Raw genomic sequence first — 21,778 nt, forward strand, 5'->3', positions numbered from 1 at the left:
AAAACCATGACAGACACAGTCACCATCTGGCATAACCCGCGCTGCTCCAAGAGCCGCGAAACCCTCGCATTGCTGGAAGCGCACGGAGTAACACCTGCGGTGATTCTCTATCTGGACACCGCCCCCTCTGTTGCAGAGATTAAAAACCTGCTTAAAAAGCTGACATTTGATGATGCCCGCCTGCTGATGCGTACCAAAGAAGCAATTTACAGCGAATTGGGTCTGGCAGACGTCACGAGCCAGGATGCATTAATTCAGGCAATGCATGACAATCCGAAACTCATTGAGCGCCCTGTTGTCGTTAACGGGAAGCTTGCCCGTTTGGGTCGCCCACCGGAGCAGGTGCTGGAAATTATTAACTAAACGGTTGTCCATCCCCCGGCAATTATCCCGGGGGATATTTTCTGATGCGCCGCATTCTCACAAAATCAATAATGTTCTTTTTATGAAATCGTTATTTATTTCTGATGATACATTTTGCTCAGTTAACACTGCTCAACAAAATGATTAAAGGAATCAATCATGAAAAAGACATTAGCTGCATTATCATTCATCTCAGTTGCTGCATTTTCTGCTCACTCTGTAGCAGGTCCGGGAGAAATGGAATATACCTACCGGAATGGCGAAAAAATACGTGTGGTAAGCCCGGATGCACAGACTTCACTGTTTGAAGATACGTCCGGAAAGCCCGTCTTAGAGATTAACTCACCAAATAACCGTGGCATATCTCATAATATATTTGAAGAATATAATGTTGGACGTAAAGGTTTAACCATCATTAATAATGAAAATGCGGCCACCATTATCAATGAAGTTATCGGCAATAAAGTCACCAATTTATGGGGAAATACCCACATCGCAGGAGGCAAAGCCAGCTTGCTGATTGTCAATCCGAACGGCGTAAACTGCCACGGTTGCACCTCAACCGGTACAACAATTTATACTCACCGTAAAACGCTGCCTGTCCTGGTCAATTCATTGAATAAAAAGACAATATTCCGTGGTGTGATACCGGCGAAAGCATCAGACAGACTCACAGATATCCGCCATAATATTTCATTCTCAGCACCGTAATAACCACTATCCTGCTGCGGGTTATACCGCAGCAATGCTTCCCTTATCTGTTTATTTCCCCATCACATCCGTTTTCCGCCGGAAACTTTCCCTTCATCATACTGTCATACTTTTTATCATCACAATGAACAGATGATTACGCCGCAGCGCAATAACTTAAGAAAACTCTTATTGTGACGATGCCGGAATCACGTATTGATATATACATAATTAATTCAAAATTATACGCGTCATCAGGGATAAAGAATGACCATCTATGACTTAAAGCCGAAATTTCAGAGTCTGTTACGCCCCCTTGTTGTCCGGCTTTATGATGCCGGGGTAACGGCAAATCAGATTACGCTCTCGGCATTATGCCTTTGCGTTCTGACCGGCATTGTCCTGTTTCTCTTTCCTGTCCCGCCACTTTTTCTGCTGCTGCCTGTTGTTCTGTTTATCCGCATGGCGCTGAATGCCATCGACGGTATGCTGGCGCGTGAACATAATCAAAAAAGCCGTTTCGGGGCGATACTCAATGAGCTTGGTGATGTGATTTCTGATACCGCGCTGTATTTCCCGTTTGTTCTGCTGTTTCCCGCCTGCACAGGCTGGATATTGCTAATCCTCTTTTTATCCCTGCTGACAGAGTTTATAGGTGTGCTGGCACAGACTATCGGCGCATCCCGCCGCTATGACGGTCCCGCAGGTAAAAGTGACCGCGCATTTGTATTTGGTGCGCTCGGGCTGTGGGCGGCTATTTTTCCGTTATCTCTCTCAGCGGCAGTATTTCCGGTGCTGTTTGCCATACTGTCCGCACTGTTATTTTATACCTGTTATAACCGTATCCGCCGTGCGTTGCAGGAATGTACGCAACAAGACGTATCTCAAAAGGACTGATTATGAGTTTATCTTCTGATTATCCAACTCAGCGCGAAAGCATTGAATCTCAATTCAGTACCAGTGATCAACAGCGTTTATTTTTCCGTTACTGGCCATCTGCCACCGGTGAAAATAAAGCAATTGTGCTGTTTCACCGCGGACATGAGCATTCCGGGCGTGTCGCGCATCTGGCTGATGAACTGGATTTACCGGATTTTGCCGTCTTCGCCCCGGACGCCCGCGGGCACGGACGTAACGACGGTCCCAGAGGCTACAGCCCGTCAATGGGTACGTCCATAAATGATATCAATGAGTTTATTAAATTTATTTCAGCGGAATATGCCATTCCTGTCGAAAATATGATTGTGCTCGGGCAAAGCGTCGGCGCGGTTACCCTGACCGGCTGGGTGCATGATTTTGCGCCGAAAATTCGCGGGCTGGTACTGGCGTCCCCGGCGTTTAAAGTAAAACTGTATGTGCCGTTTGCCCGCAGCGGGCTGGCATTGATGCAGAAAATTCGCGGGCTGTTTTATGTCAATTCTTATGTAAAAGCCAAATTTCTGACTCATGACCCGCAGCGCATCGCCTCTTTTGAGCGCGACCCGCTGATCACCCGCCCTATTGCCGTTAATATTCTGCTGGAGCTGTATAAAACCGCTGACCGCCTGGTCGCTGATGCCGCCGCGATTACCGTACCAACCCAACTGTTTATCTCCGGCAGTGACCATGTTGTGCATCACAAACCGCAATATCAGTTTTATGAGCGGCTCAATACGCCAATCAAAGAGAAACACATTTTGCCGGGGTTTTATCACGATACCCTGGGTGAAAAAGATCGCCATATCCCGATTGCGGAGATCCGCCGTTTTATCACCACTCTGTTTGCAGAGCCGCGTTATCAGCATGATTATTCTCATGAAGATGTCTGCAGTGCCGGGGCTGATGCCTACCGGGAATTACAGGCACCGCTGCCGGATTATTGTCCGAAGAATCTGGGCTATAAATTACTGAGCAAAGCGATGTCCACGCTCGGCAAGGCCTCAGAAGGTGTCAGTATCGGTTATGACAAAGGATTTGATTCCGGCTCGACACTGGATTATGTCTATCGCAACCAGGCGCAGGGAAAAGGTATTTTCGGGCGCATTGTTGACCGGCAATATCTGAACAGTATCGGCTGGCAGGGAATTCGTCAGCGCAAAGTGAATATTGAAAAAATTCTGCGCCGCACGATCCGGGCATTACAGGAAAGCGGAACACCGGTACGGATAATGGATATCGCCGCAGGTCAGGGTCGCTATATTTTTGATGCTATCAATGATTACAGTAAGATAGAGTCTGTTTTGCTGCGTGATTACAGCACCGTGAATGTCGAACAGGGACGGCTTCAGATTAAAGAGCGATTCCTGGAAGACAAAATCCGTTTTGAGGAAGGCAATGCCTTTGATACCGCCGATCTCGCCGCTGTCACACCAAAACCAACGCTCGGCGTGGTGAGCGGACTGTATGAATTATTCCCTGATAACAATTTGTTACGTGATTCTCTTGCCGGGCTGGCACAGGCAATTGAGAGTGGCGGCTATCTGGTTTATACCTGCCAGCCATGGCATCCGCAGGTTGAAATGATTGCCCGCGTACTGCCGAGCCATCAGGGCGGTAAAGCATGGGTGATGCGCTGCCGCAGTCAGGGTGAGATGGATGAACTGGTTGATAAAGCAGGATTTGAGAAACTGGATCAGCTTATTGATAACTGGGGAATATTCAGTGTCTCTGTGGCAAAACGCCGCTGACAGTAATAATAATTAAGGTGCGCATCAGTGCGCACCGCTTATTTTTCGCGGACTGACATACTATATTTTCACGGACTGACATACTATGGCTGATGTAGCGGATATACCTGCTCCGGTGTTTACTTCCCGCCGGAAACGGTGGGGAGCGGCCCTGCTCTGGCTGCTGTTTCTGGCACCGTTTTTTTTCCTGACATACGGACAGGTTAACAGTTATACAGCAACACTGCCGGATGTGCCCTCTCTTGCTTTCGGCTGGGAGCACCATATCCCTTTCCTGCCGTGGACCATTATTCCGTACTGGAGCATTGATCTCTTTTACGGGCTGTCACTGTTTATCTGCACCACGCTGCGCGAGCAGTTTATTCACGGACTGCGGCTGATAGCTGCCTCTCTGGCGGCCTGCGCCGGTTTTCTGCTGTTTCCGCTGAAATTCAGTTTTCCCCGCCCACAAACAGACGGCTCTGCCGGCTGGATGTTTGATCAGCTGGAGATGTTTGACCTGCCGTTTAACCAGGCCCCATCTTTGCACATTATTTTGCTGTGGCTGCTTTGGCTGCGTTTCCGTGCGCATGTACCGCAAAAATGGCAGTGGTTTCTGCATCTGTGGTCCGCACTTATCCTGATCTCTGTCCTGACCACCTGGCAGCATCATTTTATTGATGTTATTACCGGCGGTGCAGTCGGTGTACTGATCAGTTATCTGCTGCCGGTTAATACACAGTGGCAATGGCGCACCCACCGTATTCGCCGGGGTTATCAGTTAGCAGCGCGATACGGGACAGGCGGACTGCTGCTTGCCACTGCCGCCGCTGTTATTGGTGGTCAGGGCTGGTGGCTGTTATGGCCCGCACTGGCCTTTTTATGTGTGGCAGCAGGCTATTGCGGTGCCGGAACCTCTGTCTTTCAGAAAGATAGAAACGGGCAGATTTCCCCGTCTGCCGCCGTGCTGTTACTGCCTTATCGCCTTCTGGCGCTAATCAGCTATTATTGGTATGCGCATCAGTGCCGCCATACCAGTGTGGTAAATGCGCATATCGCGCTGGGAGGATACCCGCAAGCACCGTTGTCCGCTGCCGCCGTTCTGGATATGACCGGTGAATTTCCCCGCAGCCGTTATGCTAAAGATCTGGCTTATCATTGCCAGCCGCAGTTGGATCTTTTCCCGCTGACAGAAGAAGAGATTGAATCCGCAGTGTATCATCTGACCAGGCTTGCGCAGTCCGGTCAGGTTTATGTTCACTGTAAGCTGGGTTACACCCGCAGCAGTACAGTGGTGGTTGCGTGGCTGATGAGACAGGGAATGGCGGAGAGCCTGCAACAGGCGCTGGCGTTAGTCAGACAAGCACGCCCGCAGATTGTACTGCGGGAACCAACCCTTGCCGCACTAACCCGCTGGGCAGCCCGTTACGGAAATAAAAATGAATAATATAACGTATGATAATCAGGTAATTGTTATTTTTACGGCGGGCTGGCGTTATCTGGCGGGGCTTTCATGTCTGGCGTTTCTCTTCCAGTTTATGCTGTATATCTCCGGGTTTTCCGGTGAATATCAGATGGCGGCAGGAATTGTGTTTTTTCTGTGCGCCAACTATTTTATCTTCCGGCTGTGGCTGGATCACAACTTGTTCCGCCACCTTGCAAAAACAAAAGAAAACAGTGCCTTTGACGACACACTGACAACCCTGTTCCCCGGCAGAGCGCAACATACATCCTACGCACAGCGTCTGACCGGCACAAAGCGCCTGTTTCAGCAGGGTGCGTTGTGTATGGTGATTCAGTGGGGAGTCGCTGTTATTACGCTGATGAACTGAGATCAGACAGCGTATATACCCAACGTCATTCAGGATGCAGGAAGGCGGCAAGCTCCGATTGCCGGGGAGCATACATAAGTATGTGACCCGGCTATCCTCGTTCCGCCAACGCACCTGCAGTTTGAATGAATAAGGGTATATAACTACAGGCGCAGGGTATCTTTCACAAAGGGAATAGTCAGCTTGCGCTGTGCCACAATCGAGGCATGATCGAGCCGGTCGAGCATGTCAAACAAGGTGCGCATCTGGCGATCAAGGCGTTTTAAAATAAAGCGGCCGACATCTTCCGGTAATTCAAATCCGCGCAGCTTTGCCCGCAACTGTAATGCCTGAATTTTTTCATCATCGCTCAGCGGGTGGAGCTTGTAAATCTGTCCCCAGTCAAGGCGCGAGGCAAGATCAGGCAGTTGTAACGGGATCTGGCGCGGCGGGCGGTCACCGGTGATAAGCAAACAGGTTTTGCCGGTTTCAAGAATACGGTTATAGAGATTAAATACCGCCATTTCCCACTCTTCATCACCCGCAATGCACTCAATATTATCAATACAGACCAGTGACAGATGCTCCATGCCATCCAGCACTTCAGGCACAAACCAGGCGCGTTTATCTAAAGGGACATAACCGACCGCACTGTTTTTGGAAGACGCGTGGGCACAGGCTGCGTGCAGTAAATGACTTTTTCCCCCGCCATCCCGTGACCAGAAATAAAGGTAGCTGCCATGCGGCTGATCGATAGCCGTCTGAATCGCAGATAACAGCGACGCATTTTCTCCTGCATAGAAACTGGTGAACGTTTCATCATCAGGGAGAGAGAGTGGTAGTGAAAGCTGAGACGGCGTGTTCAGAATGACCTCTGCCAACGGGTGAACAAACGCAGGTAGTTTACCATAAATTCACCGTATAAATGAACCACAACAACGCAATTCACCTGCACAGTGATACAAAAAGCCGCAGCAATGTCTCTCCCGGTGATCGTTTTAAGTGACATTCTGAATAGTTTAAACTCCGGATGATTATTTTTATAACGAGTTGCAAGAATCGCCCATCAATAAATCACACGGTTTTTTATTTAAACTTTATTTAATTTTTACCTGATAAATTAATTAACTCATTAGATACTGTTTTTTATGAAAGAATTTACCTGAAGTGTTTTTATAATACTGATGATGAATTTTTTATCTTAAACACCCGTCACTTCCGTAAAGTGATTATTTATTTTTGACTTGGACATTTTATGAAAAAAAAACATAAATTTGCTTGCCGTAATAATATTATCTATTACTTCAGCCAGTTACGCCACAGGTAGTGAATACACATATAAAAATGGAATGAAAATAAAAATAAATAATAACCATGCTGAGTTATCAACAAAAAATAAGATACCAACAATCAATGTAAATGAAAAAGATAATTCAGGTAGTGCTCACATTAAATATGATGAATTTAATGTCGGAAAAAAAGGGTTGCTATTTGATAATAAAATAAATGCTAATATTATTATCAACGAAGTCGTTTCTGATTCACTTACACGGCTTTCAGGAAACATAACTGTCCGAGGTCAGCAAGCTGAATTACTTATAGTTAATCCGAATGGTATCACCTGCTCTTCATGTAGTTTTACCAACACGTCCCACACCCATCTCATTGCAGGAAAAGCGGGAAAATATGATGATCTCACAGACCCTGAAATAAGTGAATATGAAAGCAAAGGGAAAAAAAATATCCATCAGAAACATGAAACAAAACTCAGCCGAAGAATTATCATTAATCTCGCGTAACATTGAAATAAAAAATAGCAATATAAAATCAAAAAACATTAATTTAAAAACCATAAGATCATCATACGGTGATGGTTATAAACATGCCAGTTCAATTAACATTGATAACAAATCAATTATCATTGCTAATGAAATCCGGGTTGATGCATACAATGGGACAATAATCAACAATGGGCATCTGACAGGAAATGCATATAGCAGCCTTAACAATATATCACTGAAAAACAATGGTCATGTTAACGGAAAATTCGCACAAACCTACCTTTTCGGTGATATATATATTCAGGGAAGTAAATCTATTAACTTTGAAAAACATGAAGTTATTGATGGGAATAAAAACAACATCTTCTGGTCTGGTGGGAAAACAGTAATAAATTAAAACAATGCATAGCCGGACCATATACTTTATGGCCCGGCTGACTACCTGTTTTTGCCTTTTGTTTTCAACTTAAAATTAACAGTAAAGTGAACGAGATCATAACAACAAATTTATTCAAATAAACTATCTTTCCGTTCATTTCAAATAAACATAAGGATATTATATAAACAAACCAGGACTGTTAATTTCATTATTAATACTGCCACCGTTATCATCCGCAAATGCCGTTGGTACAAATATAAATATTGCTAATAATATGGCTAAACTGAGCAATGATAATAATAAAAAAAATCATCACCATTTTACAGAAAGATAACTCACACATTTCACATATTACCTATAACGAATTTAATGTTGGTAATGAAGGCATTATTTTTAATAACAAAATTGGTGCGGACACCATCATAAATGAAGTTGTTTCCCGGTCAGCGTCTGAATTGAATGGCGAAATTTGTACTGGTGAATCCGAACGGTATCGTCTGTTCTTCATCATGTCGTTTCAGAAATATAACACTTGCAAATCTTATTGTTGGCCAGGCAGTTCTTCCTTCAAAAGCGGTTATTGGTCGTTATGCTGACAGCACATCCGCATTGGTTATCAAAGACACTACAAAAAAAATAGCTGAACGATTAATACTAAACAGTAAAAATATTGATGTCAGTAATAGTAATATCCAAACTAATCATCTGACTCTGACCAATGTTTATAACTACCTGCATGGCATCCCGTCAAAAAAATAAAACATCTATTGATGAAAATACTAAAATACGGGCAGGTAATATCAGTTTTAATGTTATCGAAACTGATATTCATAATGATGGCGTAATAAAAGGAAATATTCGCGGGATGGTTATTTCATCCAACTTTAATAACGACGGTAAAATATCCGGTGAAAAATTGTCTTTACAGTTTTCCGATAACCGGGGAATTACCAGAAATGGAAAAGTCATATTTAAGGACGGTAGCCTTTAATTATATATCAGTAATGTACTGTTGATATCACCGGAGGAAACAATTTATCCTCCGGTGATAGTATTATCAGTCTTTCTTCACTTCATCCAGATTCACATCCACCACCCGCTCTTCCGGACGCAGAATGTTCACAATACGGAATATCAATGCCAGCCCGATACCCACAACCGTCGCCAGCGCCATGCCTTTCAGTTCAGCTGCGCCAATGTGGATGGTCGCCCCGCTCACCCCGATAATCAGGATAACAGCAGTCAGGATCAGGTTTTGCGGCTTATTGTAATCCACTTTGGAATCAATCAGCACACGGATACCGGACGCACCAATCACCCCGTAAAGCAGCAGAGAAACGCCGCCCATCACAGGTACAGGAACGGCGGCAATCGCCGCTGCCAGTTTACCCACACAGGATAAAAGCACCGCCAGTACAGCTGCCCCGCCGATAACCCAGGAGCTGTACACCTTGGTAATTGCCATCACACCAATATTTTCGCCGTAAGTCGTGTTCGGTGTGGAGCCGAAAAAGCCGGATATGACCGTGGATAACCCATTGGCAAACATCGAGCGGTGCAGACCGGGGTCTTTCATCAGGTCACGTTTGACAATATTTGCCGTCACCACCAGATGCCCGACGTGCTCGGCGATCACCACCAGTGCTGCCGGTAAAATAGTTAAAATGGCAAACCATTCAAAACGCGGCGTATAAAATGTCGGTAATGCAAACCATGGCGCGTTACTGATCGGGGTTAAATCCACCACCCCCATAAAGAAAGACAGTATGTAGCCGGTCAGAACACCGATGAGGATCGGGATAATCGCCAGGAAACCGCGGAAGACCACCGAGCCCATAATAGTGACGCCCAGGGTGGTCAGGGAGATAATCAGCGTCGTGCTGTCCGGTGACGCACCATCCGCGACTTTCAGCCCGGCCATACCGGCAGCGGTTCCGGCAAGCTCAAGACCGATAACCGCAACAATCGCGCCCATTGCCGCAGGCGGAAACAGGACGTTTATCCAGCCGCGCCCCGCAATTTTGATAATCCCCGCTACCAGCATAAACAGCAGACCACAGACAATAAAGCCGCCGAGCGCCAGTTCATAGCCGAGAGGCAGTAAAATCAGTACCGGTGAAATAAAGGCAAAGCTTGACCCCAGATACGCAGGGATTTTTCCTTTACAGATGAACAGATACAGCAGCGTGCCGATACCGTTAAACAATAAAATAGTGGACGGATTTACCTGAAAGAGGATAGGTACCAGAACAGTGGCACCAAACATGGCAAACAGGTGTTGCAGGCTTAACGGGATTGTGACCAGCAGTGGCGGACGTTCATCGACTTCAATAACGCGGCGCGTCATCTTAAACCTCTTATTGATTACTCAGGGATATGTCAAAAAAAAGCCGACTATCAAGTCGGCTCATTATATTATTTCGTACCAAATATCTTATCGCCTGCATCACCCAGCCCCGGAACAATGTATCCGTGCTCATTAAGGTGATCGTCAACAGAGGCAGTGTACAGCTCAACATCCGGGTGTGCTTTTTCCAGCGCTTTCAGCCCTTCCGGTGCCGCAACCAACACCAGAATTTTAATTGCGGTACAGCCGGCTTTTTTCAGCAGGTCAATCGTGGCAATCATAGAACCGCCGGTTGCCAGCATCGGGTCAACCACCAGCGCCATGCGCTCTTCAATATTAGAGGCTAATTTCTGGAAGTACGGCACAGCTTCTAACGTGACTTCATCACGATAAACACCGACAACACTGATGCGTGCGCTCGGAATACTTTCCAGCACACCATTCATCATACCAATACCTGCGCGCAGGATTGGCACAACGGTAATTTTTTTTACCCTTAATTTGTTCGATTTCGACCGGACCACACCAGCCCTCAATGGTCACTGTCTCAGTTTCTAAGTCTGAAGTTGCTTCATAGGTCAGCAGGCTACCGACTTCTGAGGCCAGTTCACGAAAGCGCTTTGTGCTTATATCATGATCTCGCATCAGGCCAAGTTTGTGTTTAACGAGCGGGTGTTTAACCTCGGTGACTTTCATGGGATCTCCTACTGTGTAAGCCCTGGCGGACAAAAAAATCGCGAGATTATACCGCTTTTCTTCCGCAGCGCCACCCTGCATTTGTTGATTTTAGTCAACTATCACGCGTTTCATGTTCGTTACATAAATAAATGTGACATGACGCAATATCATAAATTCCGGCGCAAATAGTCTCGCAATCGTTTGCGCGGACTGCTAGAATGATCACGTTTTCGATTCACCCACTTACTTGCAATCGCCGTTGGGGGCCGCAGTGACTGACAAAACTTCTCTGAGTTACAAAGATGCCGGTGTTGATATTGATGCCGGTAATGCCTTAGTTTCCCGTATTAAGCATGTTGTCAAAGAAACACGCCGTCCTGAAGTGATGGGCGGACTGGGTGGTTTCGGTGCGCTTTGCGCAGTACCGCAAAAATACCGGGAGCCGGTGTTAGTCTCCGGCACTGACGGCGTGGGAACCAAACTGCGTCTGGCGATGGATCTGGCACGTCACGATACTATCGGTATTGATTTGGTTGCCATGTGTGTGAATGACCTGATCGTTTGCGGAGCAGAGCCCCTCTTCTTCTTAGATTACTACGCAACCGGAAAACTGGATGTGGATACGGCCGCCCGTGTGGTGACCGGTATCGCCGAAGGCTGTAAACAGTCCGGCTGCGCACTGGTCGGCGGTGAAACCGCTGAAATGCCGGGCATGTATCACGGTAATGATTATGATGTTGCCGGGTTCTGCGTCGGCGTGGTTGAAAAATCAGAGATTATTGACGGCAGCAAAGTCCGCGCCGGTGACGCGCTGATTGCCCTTGCATCCAGCGGACCACACTCTAACGGCTATTCGCTGGTCCGTAAAATTCTGGAAGTGAGCAAAACAGACCCTGCCACAACGGAGCTTGACGGAAAATCACTGGCAGACCACCTGCTGACCCCGACGAAGATTTATGTGAAATCCATCCTGAAACTTATCGCAAATACCGATGTACATGCTATTGCGCATCTGACCGGCGGCGGTTTTTGGGAAAATATCCCGCGTGTATTACCTGACTGCACACAAGCGCGCATTGATGGTGCATCCTGGCAATGGCCGTCTGTGTTTAACTGGCTGAAAACCGCCGGCAATGTGGATGAGTATGAAATGTACCGCACCTTTAACTGCGGTGTCGGTATGATAATCGCACTGCCGGTCGCGTCTGTACCTGCCGCACTTGCATTGCTGACCGAAGCCGGTGAAACCGCATGGCAGATTGGCGATATCGCCGTCTGCCGTGAAGATGAGCCGCAGGTTGTTATCCGCTGATGAAAAAGCGTCTTGTCGTTCTGGTTTCCGGCAGCGGCAGTAATTTGCAGGCGTTAATTGACGCCTGCAACCCGCAGCGCCCTGACGCAATCAATGCTGTAATTGTGGCTGTTTTCAGTAATAAAGAAGACGCATACGGATTAACCCGTGCGCGCCTTGCGGGGATACCGGCGCTGTCACTCAGCCCGGCACAGTTCAGCTCGCGGGATACATTTGATGCGGCGTTACAAACGCATATTGATGACTATCAGCCTGATCTGATTATTCTTGCCGGTTATATGCGAATTCTGAGTCCCGGGTTTGTCCGCCATTATTACGGGCGCATGCTCAATATCCACCCTTCTCTGCTGCCGAAATATCCGGGTTTGCATACCCACCGCAAAGCACTGGACAATAACGATGCCGAACACGGTACATCTGTTCACTTTGTGACTGAGGAATTAGACGGCGGCCCGGTTATTCTTCAGGCGCGTATCCCGTTGTTTGCGGGCGATACCGAAGAAAACGTGACGGCGCGGGTACAGCAGGAAGAGTACCGGATTTATCCGCAGGTCATAAACTGGTTTGTGCAGGACAGACTCACACTGCGTGATGACGGCGCTTATCTGGACGGAATGAGCCTGGACGGAATTAGTCTGACTGACCACCCCGGGTAATCGTCATAATCAGCGCATCGACATCATTTTTTTCAGGTGATCTTTACGCCGCTCTGTGTAGTTCCACCAGGACTGTGCCGGTTGTCCCCCCAGAAAATCAGTGACTGACCAGAACACATCCATCACACAGGGGTCCTGGCGGACGCCGGTGATAGCACACAGCATTTCGTACATAATGACCGGGTCAGAGCCGGTTATCTCTTCCGGTTTTTCATACCCCAGCAGGCGCAGATCATCTGCCGCCGCTTTCCCGACGTTAGGTAAATCAGTAAATGTCTTCAGATTTGTCCGGTCAGCTTTGGTCGGGTTCATGGGGATATCCGGTGTGTATTAATAATACGCGTATTATCACATAATTTATCTTCTGGCGGCACACAGATTTATACTCTTATTGTGATTAATGCATGATTAATGAGACTAATAATGAAAACCGGCCCGGATAACACGCTACCAGGTCCCCGGGGCGCTAAATTTCCATCCTCAGATAATTCCGTTTCTGTTATGTGTTACACTTGTCGTTAAGATTTACCCAACGTCATTCAAGATTCGGGCAACGAACCTGCGGTTTGAATGAATAAGGGTATAAACACAATACCGGAGTGATATATGACTGGTGGTCAGGTTGTTCCGCCTGTAAAACTGCGTCCGCTTGAGCGCGAAGATTTAGCATTTGTTCATCAGATGGATAATAACGCCAGCATCATGCGTTATTGGTTTGAGGAACCTTACGAAGCATTTATTGAATTAAGCGATTTATACGACAAGCATATTCACGACCAATCCGAACGCCGCTTTATTGTTGAAAGTGACGGTACCAAAGTGGGATTAGTCGAGCTGGTTGAAATTAACCATATACACCGGCGTGCCGAGTTTCAGATTATTATTGCTCCGGCACATCAGGGACACGGTTTTGCCTCCCGCGCAGCCGGTCTGGCAACAGATTACGCATTCTCAGTTCTGAATCTGTACAAACTTTATCTGATTGTGGATATCGAAAACGAAAAAGCGATTCATATTTATAAAAAGCTCGGTTTTCACACAGAAGGTCAGTTAATTGATGAATTTTTCGTCAACGGTGAATACCGGACCGCTATCCGCATGTGTATTTTTCAGCCTGAATATCTGGTCTATAAAAATAACACCGTGAACCCGGAAAGATTTATCGAAAAAAATGCCCGCGTAAAGCAGAACCTGTAGTTTTTTTTTTAGTAAACTGTACGCCGCGTTTAACCTTATTAAACAGAGCAACTCATTGCCATTGCGGAGTAATAATGTCCCAAGATAGACTCTATATGGAAAAAGAACTCAGTTGGCTATCGTTCAACGAACGGGTTCTTCAGGAGGCTGCCGACAACCGCAATCCGCTGATTGAACGCATGCGTTTTCTGGGCATTTACTCCAATAATCTGGATGAGTTTTATAAAGTCCGTTATGCGGATGTCAAACGCCGCATCCTGATTAATGAGGAACAACGTGGCTCCGGCGCCAGTGCGCGCCATCTGCTGCGCAAAATTGAAACCAAAGTCGCCAAGCAGGATCAGGAATTTGATTCCCTGTATAACGACCTGCTGCTGGAAATGGCCCGTAACCAGATTTTCCTGATCAACGAACGCCAGATTTCACCAAAGCAGCAAATCTGGCTGCGCCAGTATTTCCGCCAGCATCTGCGCCAGTACATCACGCCTATCATGATCCAGACCAGCACGGATCTGGTGGAATTTCTGAAAGACGATTACACCTATCTTGCGGTGGAAATTGTCAAAGCCGGACGGCAGACCCGCTATTCGCTGCTGGAAATTCCGTCTGATAAAGTGCCGCGTTTTGTGTATCTGCCGACCGAAAATAACCGCCGCCGCCAGTCAATGATCCTGATTGATAATATTCTGCGTTACTGTCTGGATGAGGTATTCAAAGGCTTTTTCGATTTCGACGCGCTGAATGCGTACTCCATGAAAATGACCCGCGATGCAGAATATGACCTGGTGACCGAAATGGAGTCCGGGATGATGGAACTGATGTCATCCACACTCAAGCAGCGCCTGACCGCAGAGCCGGTACGCTTTGTTTATCAGCGGGATATGCCTGATGAAATGGTCACCCTCCTGCGGGAAAAACTGGGGCTGACCAATGATGACTCCGTCATAGCAGGCGGACGCTACCATAATTTCAAGGATTTCATCCGCTTCCCGAATGAAGGCAATAAGAATTTATTAAACAAACCATTGCCGCGTCTGCGCCATGCCTTATTTGATCATCACCGCAACGGCTTTGATGCGATCCTTGAACAGGATGTCCTGCTTTATTACCCTTATCACACCTTTGAGCATGTGATGGAGCTGCTGCGCCAGGCCTCTTTTGACCCGGGTGTTATCTCCATCAAAATGAATATTTACCGCGTTGCCAAAGATTCGCGCATTATTGAATCCATGATCCACGCGGCACACAACGGTAAAAAAGTGACTGTGGTGGTGGAATTACAGGCACGGTTTGATGAAGAAGCGAATATTCACTGGGCGAAGCACCTGACCGCCGCCGGTGTGCATGTCATTTTCTCCGCGCCCGGACTTAAAATTCACGCCAAGCTGTTTATCATCTCCCGGCTGGAAGAGGGGGATATTATCCGCCGCTATGCCCACATCGGCACCGGTAACTTTAATGAGAAAACAGCGCGTCTTTATACCGACTACTCTCTGCTGACCGCCAATGAAGAGATAACCAATGAAGTGCGCCGGGTATTTAACTTTATTGAAAACCCGTACCGCCCGGTCAGTTTTGATAACCTGATGGTTTCCCCGCAGAATTCACGGGCAATGCTTAATCAGCTGATTGATGACGAAATTGCCAATGCCCTTGCCGGTTATGAGTCCGGGATCACCCTCAAAATTAATAATCTGGTTGATAAACAACTGACTGACCGCCTGTATGATGCCTCCGAAGCCGGGGTGAAAATACGACTGCTGGTACGGGGAATGTGCTCACTGGTGCCGGGACAGGTGCCATACAGTGAAAATATTCAGGTTACCAGTATCGTTGACCGTTTTCTTGAACATGACAGGGTCTATGTCTTTACAAACAAAGGGGACGAGAAAGTCTACCTCTCCTCCGCAGACTGGATGACCCGCAATATCGATTACCGGATAGAAGTGGCGGTTCGTCTGCTGGATCCGGCGCTGCGCCGCCGGGTCATTGACATACTTGATATTCAGTTCAGTGATAATGAAAAAGCCCGTTTTATCGATAAAGAAATGACCAACCACTATGTGCCGCGCGGTAATAAACGAAAAATCCGCTCACAGATGGCGGTTTATGACTATATTCGTTCCCTGGAACAACCGGATAATTAAAGGGCTCTGTTCATGCCATTATCACTGATCACGGAAAAAGATCGCCCGCTGGAAATTGCGGCTATCGACTTAGGCTCTAACAGCTTTCATATGGTCATTGCCCGTATTGTTAACGGCGCATTACAGGTTCTCGGTCGCCTGAAGCAGCGGGTTTATCTGGCTGAAGGGTTGAATGAACACAATGAACTGAGTGAAGAAGCCATCGCGCGCGGGCTGGCCTGTCTGGCGCTGTTTGCAGAACGTCTTCAGGGCTTTCCGGCAGCACAGGTCACTATCGTCGGCACACACAGTCTGCGTGAAGCGGTCAATGCGTATGAATTTGTGGAGCGCGCCGCTGCTGTTATCCCCTACCCGATAGAAATAATCTCCGGACATGAAGAGGCGCGCCTGATTTTTATGGGTGTGGAGCACACACAGCCGGAAAAAGGCCGCAAACTGGTGCTGGATATCGGCGGCGGCTCAACTGAGCTGGTGATCGGCGAGCGCTTTGAGCCCATCCTGATTGAAAGCCGCAGCATGGGTTGCGTCAGTTTCAGCCGCCAGTTTTTTCCGGATGGCAACATTACTGAAGCCAGCTTTACCCGCGCCAGACTTATGGCGGCGTCCAAACTGGAAAATATCGCTATCGCCTTCCGCGTTCAGGGCTGGGATGTGTGTCTCGGGGCATCCGGCACAATCAAAGCCGCCTGTGAAATTTTGCGGGAACTGGGCGAACGGGACGGAATAATTACCCCTGTCCGCCTGGCATTGCTGGTTAAATTAGTTCTGCGTTACAAAAATTTCGCCTCACTGGACTTACCCGGTCTGTCAGAGGATCGCAAAAAGGTGTTTGTGCCCGGGCTTGCTATCCTGTGCGGTTTATTTGATGCCCTCGAAATTAAAGAACTGCGGCTGTCCGGCGGTGCGCTCCGCGAGGGTGTGCTATATGAAATGGAAGGTCGTTTCCGCCATCAGGATATCCGCCAGCGCACCGCACAAAGCCTGGTGGAGCACTATAATGTGGATAAAGCGCAGGTGTTACGCGTTCTGACCACCATGAAAAATCTTTACCGCCAGTGGTCGGAGCAAAACCCGGATCTTGTCGATCCGCAGCAGGAAGCGATTCTTGTCTGGGCGGTCTGGCTCCATGAGGTCGGATTAAGTATCAATCTGTCGGGTTTACACCGCCATTCGGCCTACATTCTGCAAAATACCAATTTACCGGGATTCACTCAGGAGCAGCAACTGCTGCTCTCCACGCTGGTACGCTACCACCGGAAAGCTATCAAAAGTGACGATATCCCGAAATTTATACTGTTTAAACGTAAGCAGGTCATCCCCCTGATACAGATCCTGCGTCTGTCCGCTCTGCTCAATAATCAGCGCCAGTCAACCACCAAACGGGCAACATTGCGTCTGGTAACTAATGACGGACACTGGACACTCTTTTTTCCGCGTTATTACTTAACGGTAAACACGCTGATGCAACTTGATCTGGAAAAAGAGCAGGCATACTGGGATGATGTGCCCGGCTGGCACCTCGATATAAAAGAAGAAGACGTATAACAGAGAGAACGCCGCTCAGTCTTATTATTTAAAGTTTTATTTGTATACCCAACGTCATTCAGGATGCAGTTTGAATGAATAAGGGTATAAAGGAAAATCATGTCTGAACACAGTTTCACCATTGACAGCGCATCTCCGGTCAACCGGCATTCCCAGCGGCTGGCACATGTCCGCCAGCAAATCCTGCCTTTGTTTCTTAATGACAGTGAGTTTGTTGAGACCATACTGGGTACGGCTGATGAACATGCCAGGCTCAGTGATGAAGCGCTGCATGCAAAGATAAAAACAGTCAAAGATCTGCTGACCGGTCTTCACGCCGCTGACCTCGCGGATATGCTGGAAGCCTTGCCTTATGATGAACGTCTGGCACTCTGGCACCTGATTGATAACCATCAGCGCGGTGAAGTGCTGGTTGAAGCCTCAGTCTCTGTCTGGGACAGTCTGATCAAAGATATGTCAGACAAAGAGTTGCTGCGCGCAGTTGCCTCCCTGCATGTGGATGAGCAGGCCTATATCGCGGAGCATCTGCCGCGCGATACCATGCGCCGCCTGCTGACCTATCTTGAGCCGAGCCTGCGTAACCGCATCCGCACTGTACTGCAATATCCGGGCGACAGTATCGGGCAGATGATGGACTTCGAATTCGTCACTGTGCGCAGCAATGTATCATTGAAAACAGTACAGCGCTTTCTGCGCTACCGCAGTAATATTCCGGAAGCAACGGATAAAATATTTGTTATCGACAGCAGCAATATTTTGCAGGGTGAGCTGCCGCTCACCACCATTTTGACGCAATCCCCGGACAAACTGGTGTCTGAGGTAATGAAAACTGAACCGGTGACCTTTCTCCCCGATGAAAAAGGGGAAGATGCCGCCGGGGCGTTCGAACGTTATGACTTAATTTCTGCGGCAGTTGTTGATAACAACGGGCGCCTGCTCGGGCGGCTGACGGTTGAGGATATCGTTGATAACCTCAACGAAGAAAGCGAAGAAAATATCCGCCGTATGGGGGGATTAAGCCCGGAAGAGGATGTGTTCGCACCGGTCGGTCAGGCAGTCAGAAACCGCTGGGCATGGCTGGCTATCAATCTGTGTACCGCGTTTGTCGCCTCGCGCGTTATCGGCGTGTTTGAAGATACCATCTCTCAGTTGGTCGCACTGGCTGCTCTGATGCCGATTGTCGCAGGTATCGGCGGTAATACCGGCAACCAGACAATTACCATGATTGTCCGCGCACTGGCACTTCATCAGATCCAGAAAGGCAGTTTTTCTTTCCTGCTGCTGCGTGAACTCGGGGTCGCCTTTATCAACGGCGTTGTCTGGGGCGGAATAATGGGCGTTGTGACCTATCTGCTCTACGGCGATATGGCAATGGGTGCGGTGATGACACTGGCGATGGTACTGAATCTGCTGATGGCAGCCATTATGGGCGTGCTTATCCCGCTGACCATGGTAAAACTCGGGCGGGACCCCGCGCTCGGTGCAAGTGTGATGATCACTGCCATTACGGATACCGGCGGCTTTTTCATCTTCTTAGGTCTTGCCACCCTGTTCCTGGTCTGACTATTCAGGCAGCAATGCCCGCAAAAAATAATGGTCACGCAAAGAGAGGCTCTGCTTCTGCTTTACGTGACCATTTTTATTACCCTTGTACCCAACGTCATTCAGGATGCAGGAAGGCGGCAAGCTCCGACCGCCGGGGAGCATAGGTAAACTATGTGACCCGGCGGGCTTTTCGTAGCCAACGAACCTGCGGTTTGAATGAATAAGGGTATATACCAGTGGATTATCATGCAGGCGCAGCCATACATAGTCAGAATGATCATAATCCCAGTTTTATTACCGGATATTCACCCTGCTTCCCCGGTTTATTTGTTATTACTGACCCGGTTATATATCCCGTAATATTGATGAAAGGATAACAAAAGAATATAAATATTATTTATATTACCCACACTATGTGTGTTTGTTAATATCATCAATAATCTCTTATCTTTATTTTATCCCTGTTCAATTTTGTATTTCATAATATCCTGACTTTCCAGGCTCATTAACGTTATCATCCGTGACGCACGTCGTATTTGGATTTTAAACCTATTCAATCTCATATAAAAAGAATCTATGGCTTGTTTTTGCCGGTACTATTTACACTACATGGTGTTTTTTGCTATAACAAAGCGTACACTTCAGTAACATGTTATCCATATGATTTCGTTTCCGGATCTCCCTGTAAGACCCGGAAAACAGTTATCGCCATTATCTCTTTTGGGACAATCCAATGAGAAAAAAATATGACACGACCCCGTCATTGAATCAGTAAATGAATTAAAGGACACAATTATGACAGCAACTGCATCACCATTAAGTCAGCCTCAGGCAAGACCGTTAAATAAAAACGATTATAAAACTCTGGGTTTATCATCTCTCGGCGGCACGCTTGAATTCTATGATTTTGTCATATTTGTGTTTTTCACCGGCACGCTAACCCACCTCTTTTTCCCGGGCGACAATGAAGTTATCGCTCAGATGAAAACGCTGGGTATTTTTGCCGCCGGTTACCTGGCGCGCCCGCTCGGCGGGATTATTATGGCGCACTTCGGGGATATAATCGGGCGTAAACGCATGTTTACCCTCAGTATCTTTCTGATGGCGGTGCCGACATTAATCATCGGCCTGCTGCCGACATATGAAAGCATCGGAGTGGCTGCACCTGTTTTACTGCTGCTGATGCGGATTTTACAAGGTGCGGCAATCGGCGGGGAAATGCCCGGTGCCTGGGTCTTTATCGCGGAGCATACTCCGCAGCAGCGCTACGGGCTGGGCGTCGGAACATTAACCTCCGGCATTACCGGCGGGATCCTGCTCGGCTCACTGGTGGCAATTGCGGTTCAGGCAACTTACAGCGCGGAAGAAGTATCTGCCTGGGCATGGCGAATTCCGTTTGTATTAGGCGGGGTGTTTGGTCTGATCTCCGTGTATCTGCGCCGTTTTTTACAAGAAACACCTATCTTTAAAGAAATGGCCGCCAGCCGGACATTATCCGCAGAAATGCCGGTCAAAACGGTTCTGAAAAACCACAAAATGGCGTGTTTTGTTACCGCAGCACTGACCTGGTCATTATCCACCGCGATTGTTGTCATTATCCTGATGACACCGTCTGTGGTAGTTGAAAAGATGTATGGTATTGATCGCACACTGTCATTGCAGGCTAACTGTGTGGCGACACTGACCTTAACCCTCGGCTGTATTTTCTGGGGCTGGCTGGACGATAAAACCGGCAGCCGTGTGACCTTGGCACTGTCCTGGGGCGGATTAGCCATCAGCGCATTCCACTTTTACAGTGCGCTGTCACCGGATATCACGGCGGCGTCCCTGGTTATCAACTATGCGATCATGGGCTTTTTTGTCGGTGCGATTGCCACCACACCGATTATCAGCACCCGTGCATTTCCGCCGGCGATACGTTTTTCCGGGTTATCTTTCGCCTACAACATGGCGTACGCGGTATTCGGTGGATTAACCCCGATGCTGACCGCAGCATGGTTACAGAAAAGTACAATGGCTCCGGCGTATTATGTAGCAGGGGTATCAATACTCGCCATTATTGTCGGCTTTATACCACTGGCACATTTTGGCTGGACTGCCCGTAAAGAACGCAATCTGAATACGGTTGCAGCACAGCAACCATAAGATCCGCAGAACATAAAAAGGGCCGGCAATAATTGCCGGCCCTTTTTTACAGATATATTTTATAAATAACGTTACCGCCAGCAGGCGTTTTTCATAACGGAATATTTTCCTGCGCCCATTAATGCAAGCGCCAGCGCACTGATAAAGAAATACACCAGACTTTCGATAGCCCACGCCCCTGTCGCATCAAGCACAAATGTTTTATTTATCCCGATCATCAGCCAGGCCACAACCATGGTAAACGCCACCAGCAAGGCTGACGGACGCGTTAAAATACCAAGAATAATAAATACCGGTGCGACAATCTCACCCAGAAATGTGCCGTATGCAATAAACTCAGGTAAACCGAAAGAGGCCAGCAGCCCTTTAATACCGGCAGCACCGGTCAGCAATTTACCGATACCGTGAAATAACATTAACCCGCCTACGGAGAGCCGCAATAATAATTTTCCGGCATCCTCGTGTGATAGCAACCTGTTTATTAACCCTGTCATGGTATACCCCTGTTGAATGAGAATAGTACTCACCCGTATTATA

General features: G+C 47.7%; 21 protein-coding genes and 2 pseudogenes. 18 read left to right on the forward strand and 5 right to left on the reverse strand.

Annotated features, from left to right (window positions below; translation table 11 throughout):
* Nucleotides 1-6: 6 nt before the first annotated feature.
* From arsC to AYY16_RS05935, 6 genes are all read left to right on the forward strand, one after another.
* Entirely contained in the window at nucleotides 7-363 is a 357-nt protein-coding gene (gene arsC / locus AYY16_RS05910) for an arsenate reductase (glutaredoxin) (protein ID WP_067363286.1), read from the forward strand.
* 159 nt (nucleotides 364-522) lie between these two features.
* Nucleotides 523-1,074 carry a two-partner secretion domain-containing protein gene (locus tag AYY16_RS05915; protein WP_067363290.1) on the forward strand — a complete coding sequence of 184 codons (552 nt, stop codon included), beginning with the start codon at nucleotides 523-525 and terminating at the stop codon, nucleotides 1,072-1,074.
* A 246-nt stretch (nucleotides 1,075-1,320) separates the two neighbouring features.
* The gene (locus AYY16_RS05920; protein WP_067363293.1) at nucleotides 1,321-1,950 is read left to right on the forward strand and encodes a CDP-alcohol phosphatidyltransferase family protein; all 630 of its coding nucleotides are present in this window, start codon (nucleotides 1,321-1,323) and stop codon (nucleotides 1,948-1,950) included.
* A 2-nt stretch (nucleotides 1,951-1,952) separates the two neighbouring features.
* The gene (locus tag AYY16_RS05925; protein WP_067363297.1) at nucleotides 1,953-3,719 is read left to right on the forward strand and encodes a bifunctional alpha/beta hydrolase/class I SAM-dependent methyltransferase; all 1,767 of its coding nucleotides are present in this window, start codon (nucleotides 1,953-1,955) and stop codon (nucleotides 3,717-3,719) included.
* 85 nt (nucleotides 3,720-3,804) lie between these two features.
* The gene (locus AYY16_RS05930) at nucleotides 3,805-5,145 is read left to right on the forward strand and encodes a phosphatase PAP2/dual specificity phosphatase family protein (protein WP_067363300.1); all 1,341 of its coding nucleotides are present in this window, start codon (nucleotides 3,805-3,807) and stop codon (nucleotides 5,143-5,145) included.
* On the forward strand, nucleotides 5,138-5,530 hold the full coding sequence (locus AYY16_RS05935) for a hypothetical protein (RefSeq protein ID WP_067363303.1): 393 nt from the start codon (nucleotides 5,138-5,140) through the stop codon (nucleotides 5,528-5,530). Before AYY16_RS05930 ends, AYY16_RS05935 begins: the two co-directional genes overlap by 8 nt.
* Nucleotides 5,531-5,673: 143 nt before the next feature.
* Here the strand turns inward: AYY16_RS05935 and hda are convergent, their stop codons facing one another.
* The gene (gene hda, locus AYY16_RS05940; RefSeq protein ID WP_150384645.1) at nucleotides 5,674-6,390 is read right to left on the reverse strand and encodes a DnaA inactivator Hda; all 717 of its coding nucleotides are present in this window, start codon (nucleotides 6,388-6,390) and stop codon (nucleotides 5,674-5,676) included.
* A gap of 393 nt (nucleotides 6,391-6,783) precedes the next feature.
* Between hda and AYY16_RS05945 the strand changes: the two genes are divergently transcribed.
* The 5 genes and pseudogenes from AYY16_RS05945 to AYY16_RS21665 all read left to right on the forward strand — a co-directional run bounded on the left by AYY16_RS05945 (nucleotide 6,784) and on the right by AYY16_RS21665 (nucleotide 8,660).
* Nucleotides 6,784-7,308, forward strand: coding sequence for a two-partner secretion domain-containing protein (locus tag AYY16_RS05945; RefSeq protein ID WP_156664955.1), 525 nt, complete (start codon nucleotides 6,784-6,786; stop codon nucleotides 7,306-7,308).
* Nucleotides 7,265-7,687 carry a hypothetical protein gene (locus AYY16_RS05950; protein ID WP_067363313.1) on the forward strand — a complete coding sequence of 141 codons (423 nt, stop codon included), beginning with the start codon at nucleotides 7,265-7,267 and terminating at the stop codon, nucleotides 7,685-7,687. Before AYY16_RS05945 ends, AYY16_RS05950 begins: the two co-directional genes overlap by 44 nt.
* A gap of 272 nt (nucleotides 7,688-7,959) precedes the next feature.
* Nucleotides 7,960-8,085: pseudogene (locus tag AYY16_RS21660) on the forward strand (hypothetical protein); the annotation flags it as partial.
* A 43-nt stretch (nucleotides 8,086-8,128) separates the two neighbouring features.
* A complete protein-coding gene (locus tag AYY16_RS20905) occupies nucleotides 8,129-8,428 on the forward strand; it encodes a hypothetical protein (protein WP_067363316.1) in 300 nt (99 codons plus the stop codon).
* Entirely contained in the window at nucleotides 8,406-8,660 is a 255-nt protein-coding gene (locus AYY16_RS21665) for a hypothetical protein (protein ID WP_067363319.1), read from the forward strand. The genes AYY16_RS20905 and AYY16_RS21665 overlap by 23 nt, the downstream gene beginning before the upstream one ends.
* A 66-nt stretch (nucleotides 8,661-8,726) precedes the next feature.
* On the opposite strand, the gene uraA is transcribed toward AYY16_RS21665, so the two are convergent.
* Together uraA and upp are read right to left on the reverse strand one after the other, a co-directional pair.
* Nucleotides 8,727-10,016, reverse strand: a complete 1,290-nt coding sequence (gene uraA, locus AYY16_RS05965) for a uracil permease (RefSeq protein ID WP_067363322.1) — start codon at nucleotides 10,014-10,016, stop codon at nucleotides 8,727-8,729.
* 68 nt (nucleotides 10,017-10,084) lie between these two features.
* Nucleotides 10,085-10,712: pseudogene (upp, locus tag AYY16_RS05970) on the reverse strand (uracil phosphoribosyltransferase).
* A 253-nt stretch (nucleotides 10,713-10,965) separates the two neighbouring features.
* On the opposite strand from upp, the gene purM reads away from it, so the two are divergent.
* Entirely contained in the window at nucleotides 10,966-12,006 is a 1,041-nt protein-coding gene (gene purM / locus AYY16_RS05975; RefSeq protein ID WP_067364787.1) for a phosphoribosylformylglycinamidine cyclo-ligase, read from the forward strand.
* Nucleotides 12,006-12,662, forward strand: a complete 657-nt coding sequence (gene purN / locus AYY16_RS05980) for a phosphoribosylglycinamide formyltransferase (RefSeq protein ID WP_067363328.1) — start codon at nucleotides 12,006-12,008, stop codon at nucleotides 12,660-12,662. The genes purM and purN overlap by 1 nt, the downstream gene beginning before the upstream one ends.
* A 9-nt stretch (nucleotides 12,663-12,671) precedes the next feature.
* On the opposite strand, the gene AYY16_RS05985 is transcribed toward purN, so the two are convergent.
* A complete protein-coding gene (locus tag AYY16_RS05985; RefSeq protein ID WP_067363330.1) occupies nucleotides 12,672-12,974 on the reverse strand; it encodes a helix-hairpin-helix domain-containing protein in 303 nt (100 codons plus the stop codon).
* A 294-nt stretch (nucleotides 12,975-13,268) separates the two neighbouring features.
* Between AYY16_RS05985 and speG the strand changes: the two genes are divergently transcribed.
* The 5 genes from speG to AYY16_RS06010 all read left to right on the forward strand — a co-directional run bounded on the left by speG (nucleotide 13,269) and on the right by AYY16_RS06010 (nucleotide 21,241).
* The gene (gene speG / locus AYY16_RS05990; protein ID WP_067363333.1) at nucleotides 13,269-13,859 is read left to right on the forward strand and encodes a spermidine N1-acetyltransferase; all 591 of its coding nucleotides are present in this window, start codon (nucleotides 13,269-13,271) and stop codon (nucleotides 13,857-13,859) included.
* Between the two features lie 74 nt (nucleotides 13,860-13,933).
* Nucleotides 13,934-16,006 (forward strand): polyphosphate kinase 1, encoded by a 2,073-nt coding sequence (gene ppk1 / locus AYY16_RS05995; protein ID WP_067363336.1) that lies wholly within the window; start codon nucleotides 13,934-13,936, stop codon nucleotides 16,004-16,006.
* Nucleotides 16,007-16,018: 12 nt separating this feature from the next.
* Nucleotides 16,019-17,551, forward strand: coding sequence for an exopolyphosphatase (gene ppx, locus AYY16_RS06000; RefSeq protein WP_067363339.1), 1,533 nt, complete (start codon nucleotides 16,019-16,021; stop codon nucleotides 17,549-17,551).
* A 99-nt stretch (nucleotides 17,552-17,650) separates the two neighbouring features.
* Nucleotides 17,651-19,114 carry a magnesium transporter gene (gene mgtE, locus AYY16_RS06005; protein WP_067363342.1) on the forward strand — a complete coding sequence of 488 codons (1,464 nt, stop codon included), beginning with the start codon at nucleotides 17,651-17,653 and terminating at the stop codon, nucleotides 19,112-19,114.
* Between the two features lie 777 nt (nucleotides 19,115-19,891).
* Complete coding sequence (locus AYY16_RS06010; protein WP_067363345.1) at nucleotides 19,892-21,241, forward strand: MFS transporter; 1,350 nt, start codon at nucleotides 19,892-19,894, stop codon at nucleotides 21,239-21,241.
* A 71-nt stretch (nucleotides 21,242-21,312) separates the two neighbouring features.
* Here AYY16_RS06010 and AYY16_RS06015 read toward each other — a convergent pair whose 3' ends face one another.
* On the reverse strand, nucleotides 21,313-21,735 hold the full coding sequence (locus AYY16_RS06015; protein WP_067363348.1) for a DoxX family protein: 423 nt from the start codon (nucleotides 21,733-21,735) through the stop codon (nucleotides 21,313-21,315).
* Between the last annotated feature and the right edge of the window lie 43 nt (nucleotides 21,736-21,778).

Origin of the sequence: Morganella psychrotolerans (assembly GCF_001676155.1) — a bacterium.
GTDB classification, from domain to species: Bacteria; Pseudomonadota; Gammaproteobacteria; order Enterobacterales; family Enterobacteriaceae; genus Morganella; species Morganella psychrotolerans.